Origin of the sequence: Varibaculum cambriense (assembly GCF_022133705.1) — a bacterium.
In the GTDB taxonomy this organism is placed as follows: Bacteria; Actinomycetota; Actinomycetes; order Actinomycetales; family Actinomycetaceae; genus Varibaculum; species Varibaculum cambriense_A.
In genome coordinates this window covers 1-17,237 of the sequence record NZ_JAKNHJ010000024.1, presented here as the reverse complement: position 1 = coordinate 17,237, position 17,237 = coordinate 1, and the positions used below count along the sequence as shown (strand labels likewise).

At 54.7% G+C, this 17,237-nt stretch carries 16 protein-coding genes and 2 tRNA genes; 17 read left to right on the top strand and 1 reads right to left on the bottom strand.

Features of this window, described 5'->3' with window-relative positions:
• Positions 1–177: 177 nt before the first annotated feature.
• Positions 178–1,371, top strand: coding sequence for a glycosyltransferase family 4 protein (locus L0M99_RS09515; RefSeq protein ID WP_024058189.1), 1,194 nt, complete (start codon positions 178–180; stop codon positions 1,369–1,371).
• A gap of 144 nt (positions 1,372–1,515) precedes the next feature.
• Here the strand turns inward: L0M99_RS09515 and L0M99_RS09510 are convergent, their stop codons facing one another.
• A complete protein-coding gene (locus L0M99_RS09510) occupies positions 1,516–2,277 on the bottom strand; it encodes an IclR family transcriptional regulator (protein ID WP_024058190.1) in 762 nt (253 codons plus the stop codon).
• Positions 2,278–2,368: 91 nt separating this feature from the next.
• Here L0M99_RS09510 and leuC point away from each other — a divergent pair, with 91 nt between their 5' ends.
• The 16 genes from leuC to L0M99_RS09430 all read left to right on the top strand — a co-directional run bounded on the left by leuC (position 2,369) and on the right by L0M99_RS09430 (position 17,115).
• Positions 2,369–3,796 (top strand): 3-isopropylmalate dehydratase large subunit, encoded by a 1,428-nt coding sequence (gene leuC, locus L0M99_RS09505; protein ID WP_024058191.1) that lies wholly within the window; start codon positions 2,369–2,371, stop codon positions 3,794–3,796.
• A 3-nt stretch (positions 3,797–3,799) separates the two neighbouring features.
• Complete coding sequence (gene leuD, locus L0M99_RS09500; RefSeq protein ID WP_038109291.1) at positions 3,800–4,465, top strand: 3-isopropylmalate dehydratase small subunit; 666 nt, start codon at positions 3,800–3,802, stop codon at positions 4,463–4,465.
• A gap of 188 nt (positions 4,466–4,653) precedes the next feature.
• Positions 4,654–5,973 (top strand): UDP-N-acetylglucosamine 1-carboxyvinyltransferase, encoded by a 1,320-nt coding sequence (murA, locus tag L0M99_RS09495; protein WP_238128434.1) that lies wholly within the window; start codon positions 4,654–4,656, stop codon positions 5,971–5,973.
• A gap of 9 nt (positions 5,974–5,982) precedes the next feature.
• The gene (locus L0M99_RS09490; RefSeq protein WP_024058194.1) at positions 5,983–6,837 is read left to right on the top strand and encodes a lysophospholipid acyltransferase family protein; all 855 of its coding nucleotides are present in this window, start codon (positions 5,983–5,985) and stop codon (positions 6,835–6,837) included.
• Positions 6,838–6,839: 2 nt separating this feature from the next.
• The gene (locus tag L0M99_RS09485) at positions 6,840–7,865 is read left to right on the top strand and encodes an NAD(P)H-dependent glycerol-3-phosphate dehydrogenase (RefSeq protein WP_024058195.1); all 1,026 of its coding nucleotides are present in this window, start codon (positions 6,840–6,842) and stop codon (positions 7,863–7,865) included.
• Positions 7,866–7,877: 12 nt separating this feature from the next.
• Positions 7,878–9,005 (top strand): D-alanine--D-alanine ligase family protein, encoded by a 1,128-nt coding sequence (locus tag L0M99_RS09480; RefSeq protein WP_238128433.1) that lies wholly within the window; start codon positions 7,878–7,880, stop codon positions 9,003–9,005.
• A 66-nt stretch (positions 9,006–9,071) separates the two neighbouring features.
• Positions 9,072–9,986 carry an ATP-grasp domain-containing protein gene (locus tag L0M99_RS09475; protein WP_024058197.1) on the top strand — a complete coding sequence of 305 codons (915 nt, stop codon included), beginning with the start codon at positions 9,072–9,074 and terminating at the stop codon, positions 9,984–9,986.
• A gap of 122 nt (positions 9,987–10,108) precedes the next feature.
• Positions 10,109–10,184: transfer RNA gene (locus tag L0M99_RS09470), tRNA-His, on the top strand.
• A gap of 203 nt (positions 10,185–10,387) precedes the next feature.
• Positions 10,388–10,708, top strand: coding sequence for a 50S ribosomal protein L21 (gene rplU / locus L0M99_RS09465; protein WP_038109296.1), 321 nt, complete (start codon positions 10,388–10,390; stop codon positions 10,706–10,708).
• Between the two features lie 24 nt (positions 10,709–10,732).
• Entirely contained in the window at positions 10,733–10,984 is a 252-nt protein-coding gene (gene rpmA, locus L0M99_RS09460; protein ID WP_024058199.1) for a 50S ribosomal protein L27, read from the top strand.
• Positions 10,985–11,098: 114 nt separating this feature from the next.
• The gene (gene obgE, locus L0M99_RS09455; protein ID WP_238128432.1) at positions 11,099–12,619 is read left to right on the top strand and encodes a GTPase ObgE; all 1,521 of its coding nucleotides are present in this window, start codon (positions 11,099–11,101) and stop codon (positions 12,617–12,619) included.
• Positions 12,620–12,762: 143 nt separating this feature from the next.
• Positions 12,763–13,380: a nicotinate-nucleotide adenylyltransferase gene (gene nadD, locus L0M99_RS09450; RefSeq protein WP_024058201.1), complete on the top strand. Its 618-nt coding sequence runs from the start codon at positions 12,763–12,765 to the stop codon at positions 13,378–13,380.
• A complete protein-coding gene (locus tag L0M99_RS09445; protein WP_238128431.1) occupies positions 13,380–15,797 on the top strand; it encodes a hypothetical protein in 2,418 nt (805 codons plus the stop codon). Before nadD ends, L0M99_RS09445 begins: the two co-directional genes overlap by 1 nt.
• A gap of 9 nt (positions 15,798–15,806) precedes the next feature.
• The gene (gene rsfS / locus L0M99_RS09440) at positions 15,807–16,250 is read left to right on the top strand and encodes a ribosome silencing factor (protein WP_024058203.1); all 444 of its coding nucleotides are present in this window, start codon (positions 15,807–15,809) and stop codon (positions 16,248–16,250) included.
• 7 nt (positions 16,251–16,257) lie between these two features.
• Positions 16,258–16,902: a histidine phosphatase family protein gene (locus tag L0M99_RS09435; protein ID WP_238128430.1), complete on the top strand. Its 645-nt coding sequence runs from the start codon at positions 16,258–16,260 to the stop codon at positions 16,900–16,902.
• 140 nt (positions 16,903–17,042) lie between these two features.
• A tRNA-Ala gene (locus L0M99_RS09430) sits at positions 17,043–17,115 on the top strand.
• Positions 17,116–17,237: the final 122 nt, after the last annotated feature.

Here is a 17,237-nt window from a genome sequence, read left to right as displayed (position 1 = left end):
CTACGCCCCAACGAGCGCGGGAGAGTAAGAAACCACCACAACCATTTTAAAAAGGAGGCCAAGCCCTAGATGGGCTTGGCCTCCTAACTATATGTAGAACTTTTTGCAGACCGTTGGTAGCTAGGCGTGGTCAAGACTGGTCGTAAACGAGGCGATAACTATAGGTAGGATAAAGGCATGCGTATCGGGATAGTTACAGACTGCTACCCGCCACATATGGGGGGAATTGAAACTCAAACCTACAATTTAGCGCAGCGCCTGAAAGGAGCTGGACATTTACCAGAAGTAATCACTGCCACCCGAAACGGATCCTTCGTCGGGCGTCGTATAGAAGATAACATTCCGGTGCATCGTTTAGGCATGCCCACCCTTGGGTTTACACCTATGAATCCCTTTGCTGCCCCTCTATTTCGGGCTATTTTTCCCCGCTTCGATCTCTTGCATGTACATGTGGGAGTCTTGTCGCCATTTGCACACTTGGCTCTGCAAATTGCGGCCGGAAGCCAGATTCCAACCTTAGTTACCTTCCACTGCGAACTGGCCGCTTGGGCTCCGTTAATGCGCAACAGCGGTTTCTTCAACCGGTGGGTAGAGGCTGGAGTCCTGTTCTCTGGAGTTTCCTCGCTAATGAACTCCCAAATTAACCAGTTACTAGCGCCCCAAAATCGGCAGTCTTGGCCGATAACCCCAAACGGGGTCGATACCGACTATTGGTCATCGCCAGCACCTGCCTTGGGATCTGCGTCCGGGCACGAAAATATAGATAGACCAGGCTCGCCGATAACAGCTAATGACCCAAATTTAGAGGTTCCCGCTAATAACACTTTTCACGCAGTCAGTGCTATCCGTTTAATGCCCCGCAAACGACCACTGGCGCTTATTAAATTTACCGAAAGAGTAAACCGAATCCTGGGTAGTCAAGGAAATTTGCAGCTAAAAATTTTTGGGGAAGGGACGCTGCAACCCCTGCTGCGTCAGCAGCGGCAAGTTAGCCAGGGACAAGTTATCCTACCAGGTAGGCAGGATCCCTCTGGTCTGTTAACCGCTTACCGCCATGCTGACTTTTTTATAACCTTATGCCTGCATGAAAGCTTTGGGATCGCGGCCGCGGAAGCGCGAGCTAGCGGGTTACCGGTAATCGTGCGGTCACAAAGCCCCATAACCGACTTTATTACCGAGGGCGTCACCGGTATTACCGCTGACACTGACCAGAAACTAGCGGAAAAAACCGCCGCCGCCCTCTTAAATGGAAAGCTGAAGAATCTGCGCGACAACTGCAAGCGGCAGCCTAGCCCAGTCTCCTGGGAACGGTGCCTCCAGGCAACGCTGGCGGCCTATGAGCAGGCAATAGAGTACCGCCGAAAAAAGTAGCTTCACGCTGCAAATAAATAAAAGCAAACAGGGCGATCCCTAATAGAATCGGTATGCCCCCCATGTGCGATAGTACCGAGGAAATCCGCATCCTCTAGACCCGACCGGATCGAGAGGGCGGGCACGCCCTCGGGAAAAATAAAGCTAGTTGCCCTTCGCTTGTTTCTTTGCTGCCATAATCCCTTCTGCGCGGCGCATAAAATCCGAGAGCCTACTGGCAGCAGCCACCACCGCCGGGCCGTGAATCCTGCCGGGCTGGCGTCCCATGCGATCAATGGGACCAGAAACACTCAAAGCCGCCACCACTTTTCCCGAGGCTAGCCGTACTGGCGCAGAAACGGAGGCCAATCCGGGTTCGCGTTCTCCGATAGATTGCGCCCAGCCCCTGCGGCGGACTACCGACAGTTGGGTGGCCGTGAAAGAGGCTCCTTGAAGGCCGCGATGCAAGCGGTCAGGTTCCTCCCAGGCTAGTAGAATTTGCGCAGCGGAACCCGCCTTCATGGACAGTGCCGAACCGGTGGGAGTCGAGTCACGCAACCCCAGAGGAGACTCGCAGCTAGCGACCACAATTCGCTGATCTCCTTGGCGGCGATACATTTGCGTCGATTCTTGAGTGTGATCGCAAAGCGCTTTCAAAATTGGGCGAGCTGAAGCTAGGAGACGATCTTCCCCAGCTGCCGACGCTAGTTCCCCAATTCGCGGGCCTAAAATAAAACGGCCATGTACATCTCGGGCTACGAAACGGTGATACTCCAACGCGACCGCTAGACGGTGTGCCGTCGGACGCGCCAGACCAGTACTGTTCACCAGCTGAGCCAAGGTGCCAGGCCCTGCTTCTAGGGCGCTTAGGACGAGAGTGGCCTTGTCGAGAACCCCGACCCCACTGCCTTCACTTTTATTGTCCATGTATTGATATTGCCATCTTACAGCGTGGAATTCCAACTACACTTTCGAAAAGACATTACAAATCCATCGGGACGAGATCGAGGAGGCATACATGGCTAAGACCTTAGCGGAAAAAGTTTGGGCTGCTCACGTGGTTAAACACGGCGAAAATGGGGCGCCCGACCTGCTATATATTGACCTCCATCTCTGCCATGAGGTGACCAGCCCGCAAGCCTTTGCCGGGTTGCGAATGGCGGGGCGAAAAGTACGTCGCCCCGACCTGACTATCGCCACCGAGGATCACAACACCCCCACCGTGGATATTGATCTACCGATTAAAGATCAAACCTCCGCTACTCAGATTCGTACCTTGCGGGAAAATGCTAAAGAGTTCGGAATCCGGCTTCACTCCCTGGGGGACGCCGACCAAGGCATCGTGCATGTAGTTGGCCCCCAGCTGGGACTTACGCAACCGGGGATGACAATTGTTTGCGGAGACTCCCACACTTCCACCCACGGAGCTTTCGGGGCGTTAGCTTTTGGGATAGGCACTTCCCAGGTGGAGCAGGTCTTAGCTACCCAAACTTTGCCGCTTAAACCTTTTAAAACTATGGCGGTTAACATTCCCGGGAAGCTAGCTCCCGGAGTTTATGCGAAAGATATTATCTTGGCGATCATCGCCAAGATCGGCACCGGAGGCGGGCAGGGCTACGTGATTGAATATCGCGGTGAGGCCATCGAAAACCTCTCTATGGAAGGGAGGATGACCATCTGTAATATGTCGATTGAGGCGGGGGCGCGCGCAGGAATGATTGCCCCTGACCAGACCACTTTTGACTATATTAAAGGGCGTCCTCATGCCCCTAGCGGTGAGCAGTGGGAAACCGCTACCCGCTATTGGCAGAGTTTGCGTACTGATCCAGATGCCCACTTTGACCGGGAAGTTACGATTCCCGCCGAAAGTATCGAGCCTTTCGTAACCTGGGGCACCAATCCTGGGCAAGGGGTGCCGCTGAGCGGGCAAGTACCTGATCCCGAGCAGCTGCGCACCGATAGTGAGCAAGATGCTGCCCGGCGGTCCCTAGAATATATGGCTCTAACCCCGGGTACCCCGATGCGTGATATTAAAGTGGACACGGTTTTTATTGGCTCGTGTACCAATGGAAGAATCGAAGATTTACGCACCGTAGCTAAGGTTTGGCGAGGACGTAAGAAAGCTGAGGACGTGCGAGTACTAGTGGTACCGGGATCTGCGCGGGTGCGACTGCAGGCCGAAGCCGAAGGATTAGATAGAATCTTCACCAGCTTCGGGGCCGAGTGGCGTAACGCTGGCTGCTCCATGTGTCTAGGAATGAATCCGGATAAGCTGGGAGAGGGCGAGCGTTCGGCTTCTACCTCGAACCGAAACTTTGAAGGCCGGCAAGGTAAGAACTCACGTACCCATTTGGTTTCCCCGGCGATCGCGGCCGCCACTGCGGTGACCGGGCATTTATCAAGTCCGCGAGATCTACCAGAAGTAACCACCAGGAAAGAGGACTAAATGATGGAAAAATTTATCTCCCATACTGGTATTGCTGCCCCGTTGCGCCGTTCGAATGTTGATACCGATCAGATAATTCCTGCCGTTTACTTAAAACGGGTGACCAAAACGGGGTTCGAGGACGGTCTTTTCGCGGCCTGGCGGCAAGATAAAGACTTCGTGCTAAACCTAGCTCCCTTCCGGGAGGCATCTATTTTGGTTGCTGGCCCCGACTTTGGTACCGGCTCCAGTCGAGAACACGCAGTGTGGGCGCTACGGGACTATGGATTCAAAGTGGTTTTAGCTCCCAAGTTTGCCGATATTTTTCGGGGAAACTGCGAAAAAGATGGCATGGTGGCCGGGGTTATTAGCCTGGAAGACTGCCAGACTTTGTGGAAATTGCTAGAGGAAGAACCGGGGAGCACTGTTACCGTCGACTTAGCGGAACAGAGCGTTACTTGCGGGGCTTTTTTCTGCAGTTTCCAAATAGATAGCTATACCCGCTGGCGCCTGATGGAAGGGCTTGACGATATTGATCTCACCTTGCGAGATGAGGACGCCATTACTGCTTTCGAAACGGCGCGGCCTAAGTTTTATCCCTGCACCCTGCCGGCGAAACATTTACCCCCTCGAGAGGTAGTTTCTGCGCGCGAAGTGCCCCTGAGAATACCCGAGTTTAACCAGCCATAGTTGCGTGCTGCTATCCGGCTAAAACGCCCAGTAGCCACCGAAAGAACTTTCACCTGCTAATCCTGTTCGCTATCCGACAGTTGCTGTGAATCCCCTCGCCAAAAGCGCAATTACTGCCAGGTGACTACCTGCAACTGCCAAGGCGGGTACACTAGGCATATTGAGGAAAGCGGAAAGGGAAATAACAGGTGGAACCGGTTCTAGAAGTGCAAGGCGGACATCCGCTGACAGGCCGTATTAAGGTACGCGGGGCAAAGAATTTTGTCCCCAAAGCGATGGTGGCGGCGCTGCTAGGCACTACCCCTTCTATTTTGAAAAATGTTCCCCTAATTCGGGATGTAGATATCGTCTGCGGTTTACTGGAACTGCATGGAGTGAAAACCGATTACGACTCCGGCAGTGGCCAGCTGCTTATCGACCCCTCTAATGTAGAGGCTGCCCAGGTAGCAAGTATCGATACCTTGGCGGGATCGTCTCGAATCCCGATTCTATTTTGCGGACCGCTATTGCACCGCCTCGGAGAAGCCATCATCCCGGATCTGGGGGGATGCGTGATTGGTGATCGTCCGATCGATTTCCACCTGTCGATTTTGCGCTCTTTCGGCGCCCAGGTAGACAAACTGGAATCGGGGATCCATATCGCGGCTCCCCAGGGTCTACAGGGAGCGGTTATTGAACTGCCCTATCCTTCAGTCGGAGCAACTGAACAGACCCTGCTGGCAGGAGTCCAAGCCGAAGGGATCACGGAACTGCGAGGCGCCGCCATTGAACCGGAAATCATGGATCTGATCAATGTGCTACAAAAAATGGGCGCGATTATCAGCGTAGATACTGATCGCACTATCCAGATCGAAGGGGTAGAAAATCTGGAAGGATTCACCCACACCGCCCTGGCAGATCGGATTGAAGCAGCCTCTTGGGGGTCTGCGGCGTTGGCCACTCATGGAGACATTTTTGTCGAGGGCGCCTCTCAACCAGAAATGATCACTTTCCTGAACATGTTCCGTAAGGTGGGGGGCGCGTTCTCGGTGGAACCTGACGGGATACGCTTCTACCATCCAGGAGGAGAACTAAAGCCGATTGTGCTAGAAACCAATGTGCATCCCGGCTTCATGACTGACTGGCAACAACCCATGGTGGTCGCTCTCACCCAGGCGCAAGGCCTCTCAATTGTACATGAAACCGTCTATGAGCAGCGGTTTGGTTTCACTAAGGCTCTAAATAAAATGGGAGCCCAAATTCAGCTGTATAGGGAGTGCCTAACCGGGTTAGCCTGCCGTTTCGGGCAAAGAAACTATTACCATTCGGCGGCGATTTCGGGGCCGACCCCGCTGCATGGCGCTGATATTACCATCCCTGATCTGCGGGGAGGATTCTCCCATCTGATCGCGGCTCTGGCGGCTGAAGGAAAATCTACGGTGCGGGGAATCGATATGATTAGCCGCGGATACGAGCATTTCCTTACTAAACTGGGCGCATTAGGTGCACAAGTCAAGCTGGAAAAATAAGGGGTAAATATGGCCGGACAGTTTTCGCGCTTCTATAAGTTTTGTGTGCGCGTGGCGCGTATCCCGGTAGGGGCAGTTACTCGCCGGCATTGGGAGGGGCAGGAAAACTTGCCCAAAGAAGGCGGGTTTGTAGCGGTAGGCAACCATATTTCCGAGTTCGACTCCATGACCATGATGCACTTTATGACTAGTGCCGGGTATCCGATCCGGATCCTTTGTAAAGAAGAGCTGTTCAGAGTGCCCATTCTGGGTTCGATAATGCGTTCTTGTGGACAAATCCCGGTTTATCGAGAATCAAGCCATTCTCGGGATGCGCTGTCTGCCGCCATCAAAGGATTGCAAGCCGGAGAATGTATCACGGTTTATGGAGAGGGCACCCTTACCCGTGACCCCGACTTTTGGCCGATGCGCATGAAAACTGGGGCAGTGCGGATGGTGCTGCATGCCCGGGTTCCGCTAGTGCCAGTGGTGCAATGGGGGGCGCAAGACGTCCTCGATCGTTACGCTCGCCGTCCAAACCTGAAGGGAAAAAAGGATGTCTGGGTGAAGGCCTTGCCTGCAGTAGACCTATCGGATCTGTATGACCGGGCTGAAGAACCCGAAGCTTGGTATCAAGCAACAGAGAGGATCGAAGAGGTGATTTGTCGCGGCCTGGAACAGATCCGGGGAACAAAAATGCCGCACCGTCCTCTAGATCGCAAATCTGCCCAGCTGCCTTCTAAGAAACAGTTAGGGGTAGCTGCTAAAGCATGGCGAGCAGATCATCCGGGAAAGCTGGTAACCGCGCGTAGCCTCGGAGAACTCGACCCCTATTTAGAAAGTGTATCTAAGAGTACCAACCCTTCAACGCAGGAGGATAGCTAATAATGGCGACCTCCTCGGCTCGCACAGTCGCCGTGCTGGGCGCAGGTGCCTGGGGAACAGTGTTTGCACAGATTTTAGCGGATGCCGGTAACGAAGTACGGATCTGGGCACGGCGACCAGAGCTAGCCGCCCAAATCAACGAGGGGGAGAATCCCCGCTACGTGCCCGGGACAGCTTTGCATGGTATTAAAGCATCCAGCGACTTGCAATGGGTATGTGAGGGCGCCGGAATGGTAGTGGTGTCCATCCCCTCTAATGGAGTCCGTACTTTACTGCAACAGGTTCGTGGCTTCCTCCCTCTAAACGCCACCGTAATTTCCCTGGTAAAAGGGCTAGAAGCTGGCACTTTGCAAACGATGACCGAAGTAATCGCGCAGGCGGGCAAGATTCACCCGTCCCGAATAGTGGCGGTGTCCGGGCCGAACCTGTCCGGTGAGATCGCCCATCACGAACCGACAGGAGCAGCGGTTGCGGGGGAAGACTCCTGGCGCGCCGGGCTAGTAGCATCGCGGATCCACACCCATTATTTCCGCCCCTACGTGGCTGAAGACATAGTAGGCGTAGAAATCGGGGGAGTGGTAAAAAACGTTATCGCCATGGCAGTGGGAGCGGCTGACGGCCTCGGATTAGGGGTTAATTCCCGCTCTTTCCTGATTACTCGCGGCCTGGCCGAAATGGTGCGACTGGGGGTAGCGATGGGCGCGAAGTCAGAGACTTTCCTGGGACTGGCTGGGCTCGGCGACCTGGTAGCTACCTGTTCATCGTCCTCGTCACGAAACTTTTCCTTTGGTTATCGCCTGGGAAAGGGGATGAGCGTTGCCGAAGCGTTAGAGGCCTCGGCCGGTACGGTTGAGGGGGCACGATCTTGCCCGGTAGTGCGCGATTTGGCGCATAAACATGGAGTGTCAATGCCGATCAACTCGGCTGCCTATCGGGTGATTAGCGGGAAACAAAGCTTAGAAGAAGCGTTAGTATCTTTGAGTGCCGGGCCGCGGGTAACTGATGGACCCAGTGCGCGAATGGTATAGAGAGGACAGAGAGTGACGCAAAATAATCAAAGTAAACCTCGGGTATTGGTGCTGTTCGGGGGAGAATCTGGGGAGCATGGGATTTCTTGTGCGACTGCTGCCGGGGTAGTAGAAGCCATCGACCACGACCGTTTCGAGGTAGTTACCGTAGGGATTACCCCGCAAGGTCAGTGGGTGCCGGTAGATTTTAGCTCCGACCAGTTTCAGCTATCTGATACCGGCGTAGCGGAAGTTCCTGCCGCCAATCGCCAGTTATTCCTATCCCCCGGAGGTGGGCACGTGGTGAGTCTGCCCACCCAACTGGGGTCAGAGTTCTCCCTAAGTGATCTAGGCAGTTTTGACGTAGTGTTCCCGCTGCTGCATGGACCTTTCGGTGAGGATGGAACGATACAGGGACTGCTAGAAATGATGCACCTGCCGTATGTGGGTTGCGGAGTGTTGGCATCGGCAGCCGCTATGGATAAACCCACTACGAAAGTATTGTTACACCAGGCAGGGCTACCAGCAGGCAAATGGGAAACCGTGACCGCAAGGCAGTGGAAGCATGACCGTTTTGAGGCAATGGGACGTATAGAGAACCTGGGACTGCCGGTTTTTGTCAAGCCGGCACGGGCTGGCTCTTCCCTGGGGATCACCAAGGTTAGCGCTGCTGGCGACCTGGAAGCGGCGATCACCAAGGCGCAAGCGGTAGATCCGCGGGTAATAGTGGAGCAAGAACTCACCGGTTTCGAGGTCGAATGCGCAGTTTTACAGGGAGCAGACGGGCGTCCTCGTACCAGCGAACCGGGACGAATCGCTATGGATGATGACGTGGTGTTTTATGACTATGAAACCAAATACTTCGGGGAAGATACCGTCCGTTTAGAAATACCGGCGAAAATACCTGCGCATTTGGCTACTCAAGTACGCCAGATAGCGGGACAAGCCTTTGAGGCGCTCGGGTGTGAAGGCCTGGCGCGAGTGGACTTTTTTGTCGATCCGGAAAAAGAATCGGTAGTAATCAACGAAGTTAACACCATGCCCGGGTTCACCCCATTTTCTATGTATCCTAAGCTGTGGGAGCATATGGGAATTGGGTATTCCCAGTTGATGGAAGAACTGATTTCTTTAGCGCTATCGCGTCCAGTGGGATTGAGATAAGTTATTTCAGAAGAATAGGGATCATTTCTTAGGCTAATTACGAGCAGAACAATTAGGGTTGGAGATATGGCGAAAAAACGCGTTACCTTAGTAACTTGTGCGCAGTATCCGGATCTATCCGAGGACGAGGCCGGGCTAGTTGACGAATTGAACTCGCGGGGGGTCGATGCTCGGATCGCGATTTGGAATGATCCCCACGTGGATTGGGAAGAAGCGGGGGTGTGTGTAATCCGCGCCGTGAGGGATTACGCCGCCAACCGCGAAGAATTCGTGCAGTGGGCGCACCAGGTTCCGCGTTTGTTGAATCCGGCGGATGTGACCGAGTGGGCAACCGATAAACACTATCTACTTAACCTGCAAGAACAAGGCGTTCCCGTTATCCCTACTACCTGGTTAGAACCGGAACAGCATCTGAATAAACACCAGGTGCACACCCGATTCCCTGCTTATGGAGAGTTCGTAGTCAAACCGGCAGTCTCTTCCGGAGGCAGGGAAATGGGGCGTTATGATGCCAATAACGGTATGGCACGAATGGCAGCAGTAACCCACGCCAATCGTCTCCTACAAGAGGGGCGTTCGGTTATGGTGCAGCGTTACCTATCAGAAGTTGATGAGCACGGTGAATACTCTCTGGTTTATATGAACGGGGTGTTATCGCACTCGGTAGAAAAGGCCGCTATGCTCACCAACCCCAATACCACTGAGGTGCAGGCGCAAGAAACAGTAACCGGTAACCGGCAGCCAAATTCCGAAGAATGGATTTTTGGAGAAAAGGTACGTTCGGCGATTCATCGCATGATAAAACAGCGCCTGGGACACGATCAGCATCTGCTGTTCTTGCGGATTGACATTGTTCCTGATGGGAAAGGATCCTATTACCTGATGGAAGTGTCCCCGGTAGACGGTTCGTTATATCTACGTACTCGCGAGGACGGGATCGGTACTTTCGCGGACGCAATTTGTAACCGCGTTTTCTGGTAAAGCTCCATTCTTACCTGCAAGGATAGTAGGTGTGAGCGGATACATAGCTCGCAAGTGTCGCAATAATTTCATCTGAAGCCGCCGTTTAGATAAAGTGGGTATTCGTCGCTATGCGATAAATGGTGGCTGTAGTTCAGTTGGTAGAACGCCTGGTTGTGGTCCAGGAGGTCGCGGGTTCGAGCCCCGTCAGCCACCCCATACGGCAACTGTCCTGCAGTTTGCCGCATAGGCGGTTCAAATAGTTCCTTGAACTTGCGGTGGCAGATAACACACTGTCTGGACAGGGATTTTGTTTGAAAATTGCCGCCGGTATCGACTACCCTGGTTAGTCGGTGCTGGTTGTTTGGAAGGCCGGCGGGGTTCGGTTTTCCGGACACAAGAAAATGTACGTGACTAAGGAAATGAGCAGCAAAGTGGTCTACGCGATCGTCAAGGCGGGCGGCCGTCAAGAAAAGGTCTCCGTCGGGGATGTAGTCGTCGTCGACAAGCTGGCAGCAGAAGTTGGCGACACCGTCGATTTCCAGCCAGTGATGGTAGTTGACGGTGACCAAGTCACCTCCGACGCCGCTGATCTAGAGAAAATCAAGGTAACGGCAGAGGTCTTAGAACAGACAAAAGGACCGAAGGTTCGGATTCTGAAATTCAAGAACAAGACCGGATACACTCGCCGCATGGGCCACCGCGCCAAGCTGACCCAGGTAAAGATCACTAAGATCGCCTAACCTCAGGCAAGAAAGGAAAAGAAAATGGCACATAAGAAAGGGCTAGGTTCCTCTTCTAACGGCCGTGACTCTAACCCGCAGTACCTGGGGATCAAGCGTTACGGTGGAGAAAACGTCAACGCCGGGGAGATCCTGGTTCGTCAGCGGGGAAGCAAGTATCACCCCGGGACTAACGTGGGAATGGGCAAAGATGACACCCTCTTTGCTTTGGCCGCCGGATCCGTTGAGTTCGGTCGCAAACGCGGTCGTAAAGTCGTAAACGTAGTTTCGGCTTAAAGCAAAGCAAATACTTTTATAGGTAGCGGGGTCGGGTTACGACCCCGCTACACTTGTATAGTGACCAAAGGGCGGTTGCTAGTGACTTTTCCGCCGCACCTCTAAGGAGTAAGCATGGCCAGTTTTGTTGATCGAGTAAAAATCGATGTGACTGCCGGTAATGGCGGTAATGGCTGTGTCAGTATTCGGCGCGAAAAATATAAACCGCTGGGCGGCCCCGATGGAGGCGATGGGGGACGCGGCGGCAGCGTGTTCTTAGAGGTAGATCCGCAGTCGCATACCCTGCTCGATTACCACCATTTACCGCATCGTAAAGCCACTAACGGCACTCCCGGGATGGGAGACAATCGCGAGGGCGCGAACGGAGAAGATCTGGTACTCCCGGTTCCTCCCGGGACGGTAGTCAAATCTGAAGATCGCCAGATTCTGGCGGATCTGCAAGGAGCCGGCTCACGCTTGGAGGTTGCACGCGGGGGAACTGGCGGTAAAGGAAACGCTGCGTTGGCTACCCGCAAGCGGAAAGCTCCCGGATTCGCACTCTTGGGTGAGGAGGGCGAGTCTCGTGTCCTTATCCTAGAGCTAAAGTCGGTAGCCGATGTGGGGTTGGTAGGGTTCCCGTCCTCCGGTAAATCTTCCCTGATCGGAGCTATCTCCGAGGCAAAACCGAAGATTGCGGATTATCCGTTCACTACCTTGGTACCAAACCTGGGGGTGGTGCAGGCCGGAGACGAACGTTTCACAGTGGCAGATGTCCCCGGTCTGATTCCCGGTGCTTCGCAGGGGAAAGGACTGGGACTGGACTTCCTCCGCCATATCGAGCGGTGCGCAGTGATTGCGCACGTGGTGGATTGTGCAAATATGGAGTCCGAGCGCAACCCGATCGATGATATTGAAGCTCTAGAGGCCGAATTGGCGGCCTATGAAAGCGACCTGGACGAAGTTTCGGGATATGTGCCTTTGGGCGAGCGGCCTCGAGTAATTGTTCTGAATAAAATGGACATTCCCGATGCCGCAGAGATGGCGAAACTACAAGCAGAACAATTAGCCGAATTTGGTTGGCCCATGTATGCAGTTTCCGCGGTTACCGGCCGCGGCCTGGAGGCTTTAGTGTTCGCCTTGGCAGACATGGTATTGCGGCTGCGTAAAACGGAGCCAGAACGCGAAGTCCAGCCGGTGCAGGTGTTGCGACCACAGGCCGTGGGGGATTCTAGCTTTACGGTTACGAAGCAAAAAACTGGGCAAGGACTGGTTTATCAGGTGCGGGGAGGAAAACCCGAACGTTGGGTCAAGCAGACTGATTTTGCCAATGATGAGGCGATCGGCTTCCTGGCAGACCGACTCTATAACTTAGGGGTGGAAACAGAGCTGCTCCAATCAGGCGCTAAGAGCGGAGATACGGTGGTCATCGGCGAGATGGAAGGCGGAGTGATCTTCGACTTTGAACCTATGCAATCGGCCGGTGCCGAACTGCTGGGTGCTCGCGGACAAGATTTACGTTTAGGGGGATCTAGCCGGCGTACTAACCAGGAGCGGCGCGAGCAATATCATCAGATGATGGATGGGAAAGAAGCAGCTCGCCAGAATTTGCGGCGAGAAGCAGAACAGGGGTTGTGGACGGATCCTTCTACGGACTAGCTGGCTAGCGAGTCGAGATAGTCGTTTTGTCGACAAAATATTTACTTCCGTCACGAAGATCGGTAAAGGATATTAGGACTCGCTCACCTTTGGTAGGATTGAAGCTACCGGTCTAGCAGCAAAGCTGGCAAGAAGGGGTATTAATGGCGGTAGGCATTGGCGTCACGGGCAGGCGTATCGGAGTCATGGGTGGTACCTTCGACCCGATTCATCATGGCCACTTGGTGGCGGCATCTGAGGTGCAGCACCGCTACGACCTCGATGAAGTTATTTTCGTGCCGACAGCTACCCAGCCGTTTAAGAAAGGGCGGCGGGTTACAGTGCCAGAGCATCGCTACTTAATGACCTCTATCGCTACCGCTTCCAATCCGCGTTTTACCGTTTCTCGCGTGGATATTGAACGGGGCGAAACCACCTACACGGTAGACACCTTGCGGGATTTAAAGCGGGAACGTCCTGGTTGCGACCTGTTTTTTATTACTGGGGCGGACGCTTTGCGTAAAATCATGGATTGGAAAAACGCGGACGAACTGTTCCAACTGGCGCGATTCGTGGGGGTAACCCGCCCCGGTCACCGCTGGGGTGACACCGAAAAACTACCTGCCGAGCGGGTGTCTTTGTTAGAGGTTCCGGCCATGGCTATTTCTTCGACCGACATCCGTCAGCGGGTGGCATCTGGGGCTCCGATCTGGTACTTGACTCCGGATGGGGTTGTGCAATACATCGCGAAATATGGTCTTTATCTGGAGGATAACCACTAATGAGCGAAGCAGACTTTCCGAATCGCCCTGAGGGGCAGACCTATTCGCCGATTTCTAGGTACGGCCAGATTTCGATTGCGGAACAGTTAGCTCGCCTGGAGGAGATCCGCACCGGAGGGCGACGTCCAACTTATCGCGCCCAGCCGACTTCGCAAGAGTCCCAATGGGGACAGATCCAAGAAGGATTTAGCCAGGTTGAGGGGGATATTTCTTGGCAGCTACGCCAGGAGTCATTGGCAGCTACGCAGCAAACACATCGCAATCTTAGCCCGGAACAGGATGGGCGCAGTTGGGTACAAGACTATCGAGAAAAGCAACAGATGCGTAAAGTTGCGCGAGAAGCGCGAGAAAAGGCAGAGGCGGATTTACAGCGGCTATTAAAGGAACGGGAGGAAGCTCAAGCATACGCCCGGGAACAGGAACGTTTAGCGGCTCAGGCTGCGGAGCGTTTACGCCAATTAGAGGATGCCGAGAAGGAAGCTTTGCGTACTGCCGCCCGTCAACAGCAGCAGCGGGAACAACAAGTTTTAAACACGCAGGTCGCGGAAGAAAAAACTGAAGCCGAAAAAATGGCAGAGCTATTGGCTTCGTTTCAAAATCTACAGGCGGGATCTGGGCAACCACCTGCAAGTGCCCCGGCAGCTCCAGCTGATGCTACGCCGCGGGCAGCACAGGCTATCCCCAAAGAGTTACAACCGGTTTCGCAAGGGACGAGGCAGTCTCTGCCGCGAGACTCACTAGCCGAACCGCGTCCTCGCGATGTCCCGCAAAAGCCGGCAGTCCCGGTCACGCCACTTCCACAATCAAAAACTCCCCGGCAAGCTCCTGCAGCTGGGACGAGGGCGCAGGCAGGGGTAACTTCTGCTCCGGTAGATCTAGGGGAGCGGAAACCGCAGGCACCTTCACGTATATTTGCAGATGGCACCAGCAGGGTCACTAAACCGGTTTATTCTCCACCAAATGCCGGCGAAGATTTTTCTGTCCCTACTCCGGGCGCAGCGCCGGTTCTTGATACCGATACTACCCAGCCCGTGAGAGTAAGTCCGATTGACGCTCTAGCTGATAAGGCCGACGACCGGGCGCTCGCCGATAGTTTAGCTTTTGCAGCTACCAGTAAGAATCTTGCGGAAACTAGGTCAGCTCCGGCTCCGACTTCGGCGCGGGCTCCGCAGATGCCGGCTCACCTGCCTGCCAATACTGCCCCGGCGCCCTCCACCCCTGCTTCCTCCCAGGCTAGGGGACAGGAAAGAGACGTTCGTTCACAGGTAACTTCTCCGATGGCTCCAGCCGGGCCAGTACCGGCAGTGCCGGCCGCTACTAGCATGCAGAATCCCCCGCAAACCTCTGCGCGGGGATTAGCGCCCAACGCGGCTAACTTATCTCCATTAAATATAGCCGCTGGTGAAGCTGGTTCCGCTGCTGAGCTATTCCAACAGGCCTTGGCGCAGAGTAAATTGGGGGTAACCAAACCGGCTGCAGCCCCTTCCGCTTCGCTCGCCTTAGCGGGGCATACCGGAAGTCAGGCATCTGTGCGTCCAGCTCCGGCGCCCCCGGCCGTTACTGCAGGGCAGCGTCAAGTTTCAGCTTTTCCCGCTGCTACTCAGGTCCAACCGCAAGTTTCGCGGGTGCAGGCCGCTCCCGTTTCAGCTCCTGCTCCTGCTCCTGCTCCTGCGCCCAGCGCGCAGCCTAGTGCGCAGCCCGCCTCTCCAGCTCCCGCTGTTCCCGCTGGGGCCGATGTTGCTGCTCAAGCTAACGTGGCGCTGCCCCAGCCTGCTTTGGCGCGGCCAGAAGCAGCGCCTCAGACAATAGGTGCTACGCAGCCAGTGGTAACCCCTCCGACGGCACAGCCCGCGCAGCCAGTGCAGCCAGCGCCTGCGTCAGGTACAGGAGCTGTACCAGGAGCGACTGCAGTGTCGTCAGCTAATGTGCAGCCACTCTCGCCGGTTATTTCCGCACCGGCTGCGGCGCCAGTTGCCCCAGCTGCTGCAGCCCCCGCGGCTACTGCCACAAGTCCGCTAGCGGTTCCGGCTACGGCTGACAGTCCGACACTAGCGCCGGTAGCCGATTCCTCGGAAGCTAAACCGAGCGATGCCTCGCCCGTTTCCGCCGAAAGCGAGTCTCCTCAGGAGGAGAAAACCCGGTGGTGGCAGCGGAAAAGGAAAGCAAAAAAAGCTGAGGCCCCGGAGCAGGAAGACACTCGCGCCGGGGCGTGGCAAGAATCCGCTGACGAGGAGGGCGAGGAAGAGCCACTAACGTTTATCCAAACGTTCTTGCGTTGGGTGCTTAGGCTATCTATCTTGCTGATTATTGCTTTGGGAATGGTGCTTACTATGGATCGACCAGTGATTTCTCAAACAATGGGGCAGGATATCTTCCAAGCCGGTATCGTAGATAATGTAACCGTTACTCAAATATAGGAGTTCTTCTTGGTCGAAAAGCTTGACCCGCATCAATTAGCTGAAATCGCTGCCCAGGCTGCCGCCAGTAAACTGGCGACTGATGTGGTGGCGATTGATGTTCACGAACAAACTATCATTACGGATATTTTCGTGATTTGTTCGGCCGATAATCCGCGCCAAGCGCGAGCGATTATGAATGAAATTGATCATGCCTGCCATGACGCAGGCGCTGATCCGACCACTATTGAGGGTAATGACGAATTCCGGTGGGTACTCATGGAGCTACCGGGGGTAATCGTGCATATTTTCCTGGCTGAAGAGCGCGAATATTACGGGCTGGAACGGCTATGGAATGACTGCCCACGCATCGAATTGCCCGATTTGGAGGAAGCAGCCCAGGCGGAGCAGGCTCGGGTAGCTGCTCAAGGGGTGCGTGGGGACGCTGCGAGTTTGATTGTAGGGCTAGATTAGGCAACTCATGGCGAAGAAGATTGTCCTTTGGCGACACGGTCAAACTGACTATAACCTGCAAGGACGGGTACAAGGACAGGTGGATATTCCCCTTAATCAGACGGGGGTAGCCCAGGCCGCGGCGGCCGCGGAAGAGCTAGTTAAGCTTAAGCCTGAGCGGATTGTGTGTTCTGACTTGGGGCGCGCTCAGGATACGGGACAGGCTCTGGCTGATCTGTGTGGCGAGAGCGCTCAGTTTGGGGTTGACGAGCGCCTACGTGAACGTGCATTCGGGGATTTTGAGGGTCTTTCGGTGAAAGAACTGCAAGATCGTTTTGCGGCACGCTATGAAGAATGGCGGGCAACCGGGGAATGTCCCCTGGCGGGTGTAGAGTCGCGCGGTGAAGTCGGGTCGCGGGTTGCCGAATGCGTAAGTGACCATTTTGCCGAGGTAGAGGGCGTCTTAGTGGTGGTTTCTCATGGCTCAGCTTTGACGCAGGGATTGGTGAAGATATTGGGGCTGGATCCCCTAGCCTGGCAGGGGTTACGGGGTTTAGATAATTGCCACTGGTCTACAGTGATTCCCTATTCTCGGAAACCAGGGTGGCGTCTGGTCTCCCACAATATTGGAGCACCGGAGGTTCCCGGTTCGGCGCTACCTTCCCTGGCTTAACTGGTTGTGATTCCGCGTTATCTGCGAGAATAACAAGTATGTCGGAATGCACAGGCGAGCGATTTGAAGTAAAGGCTCACTGTTAGTTAAAGTTGTCTGGTGCCTACCGAACAGGCTTGTGAAGGTAGGACATAGCTTTCGGGGCTATAGCGCAGTTGGTAGCGCGCTTCCATGGCATGGAAGAGGTCGCGGGTTCGATTCCCGCTAGCTCCACTAACTGCCTGCTGGTGTTGATACAATTTCGCGCCAGCAGGTTTTGTTTTGTCATTTTGCTCCAAAATTTGGGTTAATACCCAAATTGTGTGTATTTTTCGGGCGTGTCGGGTTGGTTTAGT

Bases quoted from the DNA above. Each gene is read 5' to 3' on its own strand.
- L0M99_RS09515 (WP_024058189.1), top strand. From the start codon at position 178: ATGCGTATCGGGATAGTTACAGACTGCTACCCGCCACATATGGGGGGA.
- L0M99_RS09510 (WP_024058190.1), bottom strand. From the start codon at position 2,277: ATGGACAATAAAAGTGAAGGCAGTGGGGTCGGGGTTCTCGACAAGGCC.
- leuC (WP_024058191.1), top strand. From the start codon at position 2,369: ATGGCTAAGACCTTAGCGGAAAAAGTTTGGGCTGCTCACGTGGTTAAA.
- leuD (WP_038109291.1), top strand. From the start codon at position 3,800: ATGGAAAAATTTATCTCCCATACTGGTATTGCTGCCCCGTTGCGCCGT.
- L0M99_RS09490 (WP_024058194.1), top strand. From the start codon at position 5,983: ATGGCCGGACAGTTTTCGCGCTTCTATAAGTTTTGTGTGCGCGTGGCG.
- L0M99_RS09485 (WP_024058195.1), top strand. From the start codon at position 6,840: ATGGCGACCTCCTCGGCTCGCACAGTCGCCGTGCTGGGCGCAGGTGCC.
- L0M99_RS09475 (WP_024058197.1), top strand. From the start codon at position 9,072: ATGGCGAAAAAACGCGTTACCTTAGTAACTTGTGCGCAGTATCCGGAT.
- rplU (WP_038109296.1), top strand. From the start codon at position 10,388: ATGAGCAGCAAAGTGGTCTACGCGATCGTCAAGGCGGGCGGCCGTCAA.
- rpmA (WP_024058199.1), top strand. From the start codon at position 10,733: ATGGCACATAAGAAAGGGCTAGGTTCCTCTTCTAACGGCCGTGACTCT.
- obgE (WP_238128432.1), top strand. From the start codon at position 11,099: ATGGCCAGTTTTGTTGATCGAGTAAAAATCGATGTGACTGCCGGTAAT.
- nadD (WP_024058201.1), top strand. From the start codon at position 12,763: ATGGCGGTAGGCATTGGCGTCACGGGCAGGCGTATCGGAGTCATGGGT.
- L0M99_RS09445 (WP_238128431.1), top strand. From the start codon at position 13,380: ATGAGCGAAGCAGACTTTCCGAATCGCCCTGAGGGGCAGACCTATTCG.
- L0M99_RS09435 (WP_238128430.1), top strand. From the start codon at position 16,258: ATGGCGAAGAAGATTGTCCTTTGGCGACACGGTCAAACTGACTATAAC.